8 protein-coding genes are annotated in these 12,616 nt (G+C 41.9%); 2 read left to right on the plus strand and 6 right to left on the minus strand.

All coding sequences use genetic code 11. The features are described 5' to 3' along the window. Positions 1–170: 170 nt before the first annotated feature. The 3 genes from QZ379_RS04905 to QZ379_RS04915 are packed head-to-tail and all read right to left on the minus strand — an operon-like array spanning position 171 to position 5,899. Positions 171–1,535, minus strand: a complete 1,365-nt coding sequence (locus QZ379_RS04905) for a TolC family protein (RefSeq protein WP_291558893.1) — start codon at positions 1,533–1,535, stop codon at positions 171–173. An 18-nt stretch (positions 1,536–1,553) separates the two neighbouring features. Further along, on the minus strand, positions 1,554–4,751 hold the full coding sequence (locus QZ379_RS04910) for an efflux RND transporter permease subunit (protein ID WP_291558895.1): 3,198 nt from the start codon (positions 4,749–4,751) through the stop codon (positions 1,554–1,556). A 41-nt stretch (positions 4,752–4,792) separates the two neighbouring features. Beyond that, entirely contained in the window at positions 4,793–5,899 is a 1,107-nt protein-coding gene (locus QZ379_RS04915) for an efflux RND transporter periplasmic adaptor subunit (protein ID WP_291558897.1), read from the minus strand. 259 nt (positions 5,900–6,158) lie between these two features. Here QZ379_RS04915 and QZ379_RS04920 point away from each other — a divergent pair, with 259 nt between their 5' ends. Then, positions 6,159–6,992 carry a helix-turn-helix domain-containing protein gene (locus QZ379_RS04920; RefSeq protein WP_291558899.1) on the plus strand — a complete coding sequence of 278 codons (834 nt, stop codon included), beginning with the start codon at positions 6,159–6,161 and terminating at the stop codon, positions 6,990–6,992. 204 nt (positions 6,993–7,196) lie between these two features. Next, entirely contained in the window at positions 7,197–8,249 is a 1,053-nt protein-coding gene (gene mnmA, locus QZ379_RS04925; RefSeq protein WP_291558901.1) for a tRNA 2-thiouridine(34) synthase MnmA, read from the plus strand. Between the two features lie 67 nt (positions 8,250–8,316). Here the strand turns inward: mnmA and QZ379_RS04930 are convergent, their stop codons facing one another. The 3 genes from QZ379_RS04930 to QZ379_RS04940 form a co-directional block, all read right to left on the minus strand. Beyond that, positions 8,317–9,261 carry an ROK family protein gene (locus tag QZ379_RS04930; RefSeq protein ID WP_291558903.1) on the minus strand — a complete coding sequence of 315 codons (945 nt, stop codon included), beginning with the start codon at positions 9,259–9,261 and terminating at the stop codon, positions 8,317–8,319. A 1-nt stretch (position 9,262) separates the two neighbouring features. Continuing rightward, the gene (locus QZ379_RS04935) at positions 9,263–10,891 is read right to left on the minus strand and encodes a Tat pathway signal sequence (RefSeq protein ID WP_291558905.1); all 1,629 of its coding nucleotides are present in this window, start codon (positions 10,889–10,891) and stop codon (positions 9,263–9,265) included. A 108-nt stretch (positions 10,892–10,999) separates the two neighbouring features. Further along, a complete protein-coding gene (locus tag QZ379_RS04940; protein ID WP_291558907.1) occupies positions 11,000–12,616 on the minus strand; it encodes a sulfatase in 1,617 nt (538 codons plus the stop codon).

Raw genomic sequence — 12,616 nt, forward strand, 5'->3', positions numbered from 1 at the left:
AACTTATTTGTGAATTACTCATATATATAAAATTAATTTTGAATAGTTACTTATATGAAATGATTGTGTGTGTTTACATTTAAAAAAACGCTTCGTCATTCGAAACAAAACGCTTCGTCATTCGAAACAAAACGCTTCGTCGTTTTATTTCGGACAAACGAGCTATATGATTATTCCCCTCTTCCGCCACCGAGAGCCTGATAGAGGTTTATAACACTCTGTATCTCCATAAAGCGGTTTGACACTTGTGTGAGTTGTGCGTTAAGCAATGACTGGCGAGCGGTAAGGACTTCAAGATAATTGGTCGTTCCGTACTCCATAAGCAGAGATGTACTTCTTACTGTATTCTCGAGAGCAGTAACCTGCTTCTGATACAAATCTGTTTTAGACTTGCACGACTGATATGCTGTAAGCGCATCGTTTACTTCGGCTCCTGCATTCAGCAATGTCTGCTGGAAAGCCAGACTTGCTTCTTCCTGCTGAGCCTTGGCTATACGAAGCCGGGCTATGTTCTGTCCACGATTGAACAACGGCAGAGTGAGCTGTCCTACTGCGTTGGCTATAAACTTGGCAGGATTTACTATTATAGAACCCGCAAGGTTAGTCCATCCGGCTGTACCGCTAAGAACGATTGACGGATAGAATGCTGAACGCGCCTGGTTGGTAACATAGAACGCTGCCTCAAGAGAGCGTTCTGCCGAACGTACGTCAGGACGGTTGGACAACATCTGCAAAGGTACACCTATAGACAAATCCTCAGACATCTGCTGGTCTGCAAGTTTTCCGCGTTCGTAATCACGTGGAGTCTCTGCAAGCAGGAGTGCCAGACTGTTCTGTGTCTGGTTGATTTGTTCCTTAAGGTCGATTACAGATGTCTGTACACTGTAATATGTAGCTTCCATCTGCGACACAGCAGCCTCGTTATACTGTCCGGCATCCATCAATGCACGTGCAGAAGATACCGTTTCTTTCCATGCAAGTTCTGTTTCCTGCGACAATGCCAACTGTTCGTCAAGCATCAGAAGCGTATAATATACGTTAGCCACACTTGCTATCAGCTGAGAGCGTACTGCCTGCTTGTAGTCTATACTCTGAGCATACAGTGCCTGGGCCTGTTTCTTGGAGTTGCGCATGCGTCCGAAGATATCAAGTTCCCAACTTGCTGTAACAGGCAGCTGATATGACTTTGCAGCCTTCTGACCGTCGAAACTGCTGATAGTTCCCTGCGGAGCCAGAGCGAACGAAGGCAGGAAAGCTAATTTAGAAGCAAGTAGTGAAGCTTTCGACTCTTCTATTCTCAGTTGTGCAGACTGATAGTCTGTATTGTTCTGCAGGGCCTGTTCTATCAGAGTCTGCAAATACGGGTCTGTGAAAACTTCCTTCCAGTCGGAATTTCCGAAGTTCACAGTATCTGCGACCTCTACTTTTGCTCCGTACAGACTGTCCGGAACAGTTTCCGCAGGTTTATATTTTGTATATATACCACAGCTGCTTAACATTGCAGCTGTAGTAGTAAGTATTATAAATTTCTTCATGTGTTATTCGTTTAATGATTATACCTTATCATTGTTGTTGAAAGCACTTCTTTCCTCCAGACTGCGCTGACGTTCCATTTGGAATTGTGCATCTCCTTCTACCTGCATAGGCTTGCGGATTTTCTCCTGAAGGTATTCGAAAGTGATATAGAACACCGGAACTACGAATAGAAGTGCCAATGTACCGATAAGCATACCTCCCACAACACCTGTACCAAGAGAACTGTTACCGTTAGCTCCCGCACCTGTTGCAAACATAAGCGGAATCATACCGAAAATCATTGTCAACACTGTCATCAGGATAGGACGCAAACGGGCTTGTGCGGCAGAGTAGGCAGACTCAATAATTCCCATTCCTCTACGACGACGTTCCAGAGCATATTCCGTAATCAGGATGGCTGTCTTTGACAGCAAACCAATCAACATAATCACACCTGTCTGAAGATAGATATTGTTTTCAAGTCCGAAGAGTTTCGCAAACAGGAAGCTACCCATCAAACCGAACGGTACTGAAAGAATAACGGCCAGTGGGATAAGGAAACTTTCATAAAGACAAGCAAGGATAAGGTAAATAAGTACAACACATATTATATATATAAATACTGTCTGAGAACCACCGCTCTGAGATTCCTCACGTGCGATACCACCATATTCATAGCCATAGCCGGTAGGAAGAGTCTGAGCGGCAACCTCTTTAATTGCATTCTGTACTTCACCTGTTGAATATCCGGCCTGAGCATTAACGTTTACATTTATAGAACTGTAAAGGTTGAATCGTTTTGCGACTTCAGCTCCCATTACATTCCTCAATGTAACGAACTGGCCTAATGGAGCCATCTCTGTTCCGTTACGTACATACATATTATTGAGAGACTGTTCGTCAAGACGGTATTCAGGCGATGCCTGAAGCATTACACGATATACCTTACCGAATTCATTAAAGTTTGATACGTATGAACCACCACAATAACTACCTAAAGCAGAAAGTACATCCGATGGAGATATTCCTGCTCGTTTACACTTGGCGGCATCAATATCAACTGCTATCTGAGGGAAGTTCATTGCATATGAAGTATATGCCATGGCTACCTCAGGACGCTGGTTCAGGACTCCAAGGAAGTTCATTACATGTCCGAAGAACACAGACATATCACCTCCGGTCTTATCCTGCATATATAATTCCACAGAGTTACCCATACCGTAACCAGGAATCATACCTGTCTGGAAGCAGAAAATCTGAGCTTCCTTGATTTGGGCAAACTGTGCATTCAGTCGTGCCAGAACGGCATCAGCAGAATGTTCCGCTCCCTTACGTTCATCCCATGGTTTAAGATCGACGATACATGATGCATAAGAAGTACCCTGACCGGAAATAAGGCCATAACCAGATGTAGCACTGTAATTATCAACTTCAGGAGTATTCTTCAGGATATCTTTTACTTTTTCCAGCACCTTTACAGTCTCAGCAAGAGTGCTACCAGGTGATGTACTGATGTTAACCATAACAGTTCCCTGGTCTTCCTGTGGAACCAGACCTGTCTTGGTAGTCTTCATAAAGAACACAAGCAATACTACTGATACTATAAGCGCAGCCCACACCATCCATCTGTGATGAATTGCGAACATAACTCCTTTCTTATATTTATTCATAGCAGCATTGAAAGAAGCATTATATGCAGCCTTTACACGACCATTGAAACTTTTAGCACTCTTCTGTCCGTCGGATGGTCTCATCATAATGGCACAAAGAGCAGGACAAAGTACCAATGCGCATATCATTGACAGACCTACAGAAGTAGCCATAGTGACACCAAACTGAGTATAGAATATACCGGATGTACCACCCATGAATGTTACAGGGATAAACACAGCCATAAACACGCATGTACATGAGATAACGGCCATAGTAACATCACTCAACGCATCTTTTGTAGCCAGATAAGGAGATTTGTATCCGGAATCGAATTTCTCCTGCACGGCCTCAACCACTACTATGGCATCATCCACCACGGTACCGATAGCAAGCACAAGGGCAAACAGGGTAAGAATGTTGATACTGAAACCTGCCGCAACAAGACAAGCAAACGTACCGATAAGAGAAACAATGATTGAAATAGAAGGAATCAATGTACTCTTGAAATCCTGCAAGAAGAAATAAACTACAAGGATAACGAGTATGATTGCTATTACAAGTGTTTCTACAACGTTATGAATAGAAGCATAGAGGAAGTCATTTGAACTCATCATCTGAACAAATTCAACGCCGGGTGGAAGAGCCTCAGACATTTCTTCAAGTCGTTTTGTAATGGCTTCATTAACTTCTGTCGCATTGGCACCCGCAACCTGGAAGGTCAAGAAAGTCACACCCGGACGATCATTTACTTCACCATGAAAACTATATGACAATCGTCCAAGTTCTACTTTTGCTATATCTTTAAGTCTAAGAACAGAGCCGTCATCATTTGAACGTATCACAATATCCTCAAACTGTTCTACCGATTTAAGACGACCTTTATATTTCAACGCATATTGGAATACATTTGGAGAGTTCTCTCCTAGGTTACCAGCCGGAGCTTCAATGTTCTGTTCGCCAAGCACCGCAGTAACATCGTCAGGAATAAGTCCATATTGAGCCATACGTTCCGGATTAAGCCATATACGCATACTGTATGTATCACCCAGCAGTGTAGCATCACCCACACCTTCGATACGTTTAATCTCAGGAATGACATTTATATCCAGATAGTTGGCAAGGAATGTTTCGTCATACTTACCGTCTGTACTAACCAACGAGTTAATCTGAAGGAAGCTTGTCTGTCTTTTAGCTGTAGAGACACCGATTTTTGTTACTTCAGACGGCAACAATCCCTGCGCCTTTGATACACGGTTCTGTACATTGACAGCAGCCATATCAGGGTCTGTACCCTGTTTGAAATAAACCTGTATTGTAGCCGAACCGGAGTTTGTTGCAGTAGAAGTGATATACATCATGTTTTCCACACCGTTTATACTCTCTTCCAACGGCATTATAACACTGTTCATTACCGCATCGGCACTGGCACCTGTATATGTAGCATCAACCACCACTGTAGGAGGAGCTATATCAGGATACTGTTCTACCGGCAAAGATATGAGTGAGATAAATCCCACCAACAAAATCACGATGGAGATGGAAATAGCCATCACCGGTCGTTTTATAAATATATTTCCTTTCATTGCTATTCTTTCTTAATTAAAGTCACATCAACTCTGTTTGATTATTTCACCTGAGTTCCTTCGCGAAGAAGACCTGCGCCCTTAGCTACTATCTCATCGCCAGGATTAAGACCTTCGAGCACGATATATTCACGTCCGTCATTATAAGCGGCAACCTTAATTAATGTTGTCACAGCCTTGCCGTCAACAACCTTAAACACAGAAATCTTATCTTGCTGTTTAACAGTAGCTTCCTGAGGTATCACTATATAATCGCTGTATGTACTTGGTATCAACACTCTTCCGGAAGCACCGCTCAGCAATAATCCTTTCTCGTTAGGGAATACAGCACGTACTCCTACAGTACCAGTCTGTGTATCTATTACTCCACTGATTGATTCAATCTTTCCCTTTTCTGCGTATGTGGTACCGTCATTCAGTTCCAGTGAGATTTCCAGCATTTTAGCTATTGCCTCATCCACAGAACCATATTCACGAACCATGCCAAGTACCTGATTTTCTGTCATTGAGAAATAAACATACATTTCAGAATTATCAGAAACGGTAGTCAGAGGCTCAACCATAGAAGGGCTTACAAGAGTACCTACACGGTATGGCAACATACCGACAACACCGTTACTTGGGCTCTTGACCTCAGTATAAGAAAGATTGTTTCTTGCATTTACTTCCTGAGCCTCAGCCTGTGCAAGCTGTGCCTTCGCTGTAAGATACTGGTTTTCGGAAGTTCTGAGAGTAAATTCTGATACTACTTTCTTGGCAAACAGTTCCTTATTACTGTTATACGTCAATTCCGAGGTTGCCAAAGCCGCCTGTGCAGACTTTACATTTGCAACAGCTGTATTAAGTGCAGCCTTGTAAGGTACCTGGTCGATAATGAAAAGAACCTGGTCTTTTCTTACCTTTTCACCTTCTGTTACACATAATTTCTGTATTGTTCCTGACACCTGTGGCATGATATTGATATCCTGACGTCCGCGGATTGTTGCAGAATAATCTGTTTCTACCACCTTATCAGCCTTCGACACCACCATTGTTTCATAACCACCGGTTTGCATTTCTCCTTTTGGGGCTTGTCCGCACGAAGCGAACCACATTGCGCAACCAACTATTCCCATCAGTTGCAAACATTTTTTGTTTACTGTTACCATATAAATCTTTTTACTTTAAAATTCGTGGCAAAATTAAGTTAATTGCGAGAAACGTTAATTTTCTTTTTTACAGCACAATTGTTCAAAATCGGAACTCGCAACATGCATTATACATTATTAAGAGCTTAAATATTTTTTATTTAACGAAGGATAAATAATAAAAAAGCAACGCAATATATTATTGATTTGAAATATTTGATACTAATTTTACTATGCATTTTTTATTGATATAAATTGTTATTAACAAAATTGAAACCATATGCATATACTTCAGCTACCGGATGACGAGATTTTCAAAGCAGGAGCAGACAAGGACAAATGGCTACCACCGGGCAAAACAATGAAAGTTGACGTTGACACAATTATCTTTTGCAGAAAAGGTACGGCACTCATAGAAATAGACCTTATTCCGTATGAAATCGTGGCCAATACGCAGCTAATCATAATAGCCAGAAGTATAGTCCACAATATCAGCAACAGTGATGACTTCAGAATATCATATATAATATTCAAACACGAAGTTTACGATGAAGCAACAGCACAACTGGAACCTTCATTTACTTTCTTCCTGAAAGAATACCCTTGCGTACAGTTGGGAGAGAAAAGAATAAACAAGATGAATTATCTGGTGGAAGCCATGGAAGATTTCTACAACGAAAAGACTAACTGTTTCAGAGTAAAAATCTTCAAAAACAATATCCAGAGTTTCCTGCTGGATGTGTACGACAAAACAAGAACTCTTTTCAAAATAGACAAATCGGAGGAAGTAGGGAGAAAAGAAGAACTGTTCATCAGATTCATTCATCTGATACATAATTTCTGCCCCAAAGAAAGAAAAGTGGGCTTTTATGCAGATAAATTACACATCACATCGCGCTATCTGTCATCTATTACACAAAACGTAGCTGACAAATCTGCCAAATATATAATAGACAAACATGCCATACAAAGAATAAAGATAATGCTTAAATACTCGAATATGTCTATTCAGGACATTTCATATGAATTAAATTTCCCTGACCAGTCATTCTTCGCAAGATATTTCAAAAAACATACGGGAATGACACCACTTGAATATAGAGCAAAACCTTAATAAGTGTATAACTCACAATCTCTATATTAAATAGTGTTATAAAACACAAGTTTTCGCACACAAAACTTGCAAGTTCAGAAAAAGTCCGTACCTTTGTACTGTGTTTTCATAGTATTAGATTTAAGGTTAACAAAGGTTGGAGTACAGCGGTACTCCTTTTTTTATGCCCTTACGTCAAAACGGCAGATTATACATATATTTATTATGCAGACGAACAACAGAGTGCTTTTAGGAATGAGTGGCGGAACGGACAGTTCTGTAGCTGCCATGTTACTTATGGATGCAGGTTACGAAGTGACCGGTGTCACATTCAGATTCTACGAAAAAGACAACAATACAGAATATCTTGACGACGCTTATAATCTATGCCAAAGACTTGGCATACGTCACATCACATACGACCTGAGAGATAAATTCAAGGAATACATAATAGACTATTTCATAAAGGAGTATATGTCCGGAAGAACTCCCGTACCATGCACCCTGTGCAACAACTACCTGAAATGGCCGATACTGAAAGAAATAGCAGACAAGGAAGGAATATACCATATCGCCACAGGACATTATGTTCAGAAAACGTTCTGCGATGGATATTGGCATATCAAAAATGGTTCTGACCCAGACAAAGACCAGTCCTTCTTTCTGTGGGGACTTCCGCAGGACATTATGGAACGTATGTTGCTTCCATTAGGAAATATAACAAAAACAAGGGTAAGAGAAATTGCGGCAGAAAGAGGCTTCATGAAAGCCGCAACAAAGAAAGACAGCCTCGGAGTATGCTTCTGTCCTATGGACTACAGAAGTTTCTTACGCAAGAATGTCAGTCCTGCCTCCATCAAGCCCGGCATATTCTGTGACGAAGACGGGAATAACATAGGAAAACATGAAGGATATCCCTTTTATACAATAGGCCAACGGAGAGGATTGGGTATTTATATGAACAAGGCATTGTTCGTAAAAGAAATTCTCCCTGAAGAAAACAAAGTTGTAATAAGCGACAAACTGTCTTCGCTCGAACAAGACGAAATGTGGCTTACAGACTGGAATATAATAAATCCGGAATCTCTGTTGGGCAAGGATGATGTAATAGTAAAAATAAGATATCGCAAGCAGGCCAATAGATGTACTGTTACAATGACCGGTGAAGGACTGTTGCATGTCAAGCTTCATGAGCCTTTAGCAGCTATCGCCCCGGGACAAGCTGCTGCATTATACAGAGAAAATATAGTTCTTGGAGGAGGAATAATAAACAAATAAGAATTCCTTGTCCTAAACATGTATAAATTACAGATTTAGGACAAGGAACATATCACCAATATATATACTATCCGGCATCGAATACCATTGATGCGGCTCCCAGACTACCGGCCTTATTGCCTAATCCGGCAGCAACAATATCCGTATTTACAGCACAGTCAGCCATTGCATTCTTGAATGCTTCTTCCTTCACCATATCTATATAGAACTGTCCGGCATCGGAAATACCTCCACCTATTACCATCAATTGTGGGCTGAAGATATTTATAAAACCGGCTATTCCCTGTCCCAGATATCGGCAATGTCTGCGCAAACAATCCACAGCCAACGGGTGACCTTCTTTATAAAGGCGGACTATGAGTTCTCCATCTGCCCCACCATCCGGAATAGTATAGCCATATGCAGGAGCTTCTGATACAAACATTCTTACCAAGGCAGAGGCTGAAGCATAATGTTCAAGACATCCTGTAGCCCCACATGCACACTTCTCACCATTTGCTATCAATGGAACATGACCAAGTTCTGTTCCACGGTTGGCATATCCGCCAAACAGCTTTCCACCAATAACCACAGCACCACCTATTCCCGTACCTACAGTAATGAACACTACATCCGTCATCCCCTTACCCGCACCGAAACGTATTTCACCAAGCCCCATCATATTGGCATCATTGCCTACCATGACAGAAAGACCTGTTTCTTTCTCTATGATATCCGCAAGATGTACATTTTCCCATCCTTTGATATTCTCTGCACCACCCATGACAATACGCGATGTAGAATCTACTATTCCGGGAGTTCCTATACCTATGCCGTCTATATCAAAACCTTCGGAAGCAGCATATGCTTTCACTTCATTTATTGCATACAAAATCTGACCTACGACTGCATCAGCCGATACATCAGCCTTCGACGGAATACGTCCCTGAAAATGAAATACGCCTTCATTATCAATCAAGGCGTATTTCACAGACGTACCGCCAAGGTCTATTCCTATAGCGTACCTTTTCATATTAAACTCTCTCCACCCATATAGGAGTACTGAAAGCCCACTGCTGGTCTTTCTGACGCACTCTGACATAATAATAGTCTGTATCTCTCTCAGGTTCGTTGTCCTCCATATAATGTTCTATGGTATAGCAATCTTCAGGCATTGCCCTGTTGAAGAGTATAGCCTCGCTAAGCCATCCAATCATGAAGTGACTGCGTGAACCGGCAAGCAATTCTCCCAAAGAGTGTTCAAAATGTTTTCCGTTGAAATCGGCAGAAAGGATTCCATCCTTCGGCATTTCCAGTTCAAGAATAACAGCCTGAGTAGCAGGAGTTACTGTGTTAGGATTCTTGGTTGTGAACAGTTTCAGTTCTACTGACTTCTCTGTTGTTGAAAGGATACGGTTCACATGAGTATGGAATTCGTGTTCACCCTCTTGTGGCGAAGTAAATGCCGCACCGCGGAAACATGGAGTCACGCTCAGGATGCGTCCCTTGTTTATGCTCAACGCACCGTTCCATGCTACATATCTTTCCTCACGGTTCCATCCGAACTCTACCTTCACCTTACAACGTACTGTATCTCCGGCCGGAGCAAGTGGATTCATTGGACCATTCATTCGTGCAAGCAACTTACCGTTCTTGATAATATCAATATAGTCAATACAGCTTTGTCCTTCGACATTCAGGTATATGCGACGCTGGTTTCCTCTCACAACGTCACCCATAAACGCATCGTTCAGGCGGAAATCAATCAATATCTTATCACCGGTAGAACAACATACGTGACGGTTCTCCATAGCATTCCACAAAGCATCACGTGTAAGAGAAGGTGCAAGCACACCTATACGTCCGTCACCGTAGCTACCAGGATAACCGGAATGCTGGTCTGTAGAGCCCATAAGCCCGAACTTATAACCGCGTTCAAGACCGCACAGAATTGTACCTTCCCACTGACGAGGTCCCATATCGTGAAGATACGGGAAATCACCCTGATCTGATTCAGCAAGTCCATGACGTGAATACATTTCCACAAAAGGTGTCTGCTTGCCTTCAGTAAAGAAGTCCCAGTTATATCCTCTGTAGCCAGTCTGATATCCCATATGGTGTGGAGTGATAAACACTTTATGTCCACGTGCCTTCTGTTTCCAGTCTTCTATAGAAGTACAGTCCACCAAAGGAGCATCAAGGTCATAATTCAACGCCACATGGTCGCCATGTTCCATACTGTGTGCCTCATAACCTATGAATGCAAGGAATTCTCCTTCTTTATTATATTCATTGGTCATTGCCACATACTTCTCGTAGCCACCTTGTCTTAAACGCTTGAATGCACCTGTATGATAATCAATAACCCATTTCAGACGAGGGTCATTCTCACCCGGAATGTCAGGCCACATAGCATGAGGAGTGACGCTTACGAAATCAAGCTGAGTTTTTGCAGCTTCAAAGGCGTCACGCATATCTCCATGGCCGTAAGTAAGATTACAATGATTATGAAGGTCGCCCCAATACATCTTAAACTTTGAGGCAGATGGCATTATCTTCTTTGCTTCCTTTGAACCCGGCACACATGAACCGAGCAGGCTGCCGGAAGCTGCCATACCAAGAAACGACCAGCCTGAGACCTTTAGAAAATCTCTTCTATCCATTAGTATTAAGAATTAAGAATTGAAAATGAAGAATTAAGAATCAACAATTAATAATGAGTGGACGATAAATTCATATTAACTGTCAATTCTTAATTATTAATTATTAATTTAATGAGTTCTATCCATTACTCTTCTGTCACCTTTGAACAGCACATTTACTTTTTCATCCGGATCTGTATCTGCATATTCTTTTTGAGCTTTCTCAAGCAGTTCATGCATCATCTTTCTCACTTCTGCGTATGAAGCATCGTCATATACATTATTCATTTCTTCCGGGTCTTCAGCAAGGTCGTAAAGTTCCCATTCGTCTATATCATTATAGAAATGAATAAGTTTATAACGGTCGGTACGAATTCCATACTGACGTTTCACCGAATGTTCTGCCGGATATTCATAATAATGATAATAAGTACATTCTCTCCAGTCGTCCGGAAGCTTACCTCCATTATCCAGAATGGAACGAAGCGAACGTCCCTGCATATCTTCTGGTATCTTTACACCGGCATAATCGAGGAAAGTAGGTGCAAAGTCTATGTTCATACACAAAGCTTTACTCTCACTTCCTGCAGTAATGGAGCGTGGATAACGTATAAGCAACGGCATGCGTGTTTCTTCATACATGAAACGCTTGTCGAACCATCCGTGCTCTCCAAGGAAAAATCCCTGGTCAGATGTATATACTATAATAGTATTGTCAAGTTCACCTATACTTTCCAAATGTTTCATCAACCGCCCTACACTTTCATCCACCGACATAGCCGTAGCAAGATAATCACGCATGTATTGCTGATATTTCCAACTTACCAGATTGCTGCCAGTGAGTTTACCACTACGGTATTCCTTTATACGCGGTGCATATACTTCATCCCATTTATCCTGCACTTCCTCAGGCATACGTTTATACACTTTGTACAGGCGGTTGGTAGTATCGCGCAACATTTCATCACGTGTAAGAAGCTTCAAGTCCCAGTCATCAGTAAAGGTATGTTCTATACTCATATCCTGCTCCTTCGATGCACGGCCACGTCCTTTGTAATCATCAAAGAGAGTGGCTGGTTCCGGGAATACCGTATTATTGAACAGTCCCAAATGACGCGGAGCAGGCATCCAGTTGCGGTGAGGTGCTTTATGATGGAACATCAGACAGAAAGGCTTGTTCTTATCAACACCATCAATATATTTTATGGCCTTATCAGTTATGATATCCGTAACATATCCTTTCTCGACAATATGCTTTCCATTCTCATTGAAATCCGGGTCATAGTAATCACCCTGTTCCTCCTGCCCTGTAAGGATACTCCAGTAATCAAAGCCCTTAGGCTCGGAAATAAGATGCCATTTACCCACAATGCCTGTCTGATAACCAGCCTTATGAAGAAGACTGATAAATGTAGGCTGGTCCGAATTGAACCTGCTCGCATTGTCAGTAAAACCATTTATATGGCTCATCTTTCCGGTAAGGATACAGGCACGGCTCGGTCCGGACAATGCGTTAGTGGCATAACATCTGTCCATGCGTATTCCCTCATGTGCCAGGCGGTCAAGATTTGGAGTCTGAACCAAGTTGCCGCCATAACATGAAATAGCCTGAGTGGTATGGTCGTCCGTCATAATGAATATTATGTTCGGCCTTTTATCCTCACGTGTATTCTTTTTTGAAGCGCAGCCTGCCAAAGACATTCCGGCCACTGACAGGAACAGCGCATTATATATCAGTTTTTCCAT

This window comes from Bacteroides sp., assembly GCF_019417265.1.
Lineage (GTDB): Bacteria > Bacteroidota > Bacteroidia > Bacteroidales > Bacteroidaceae > Phocaeicola.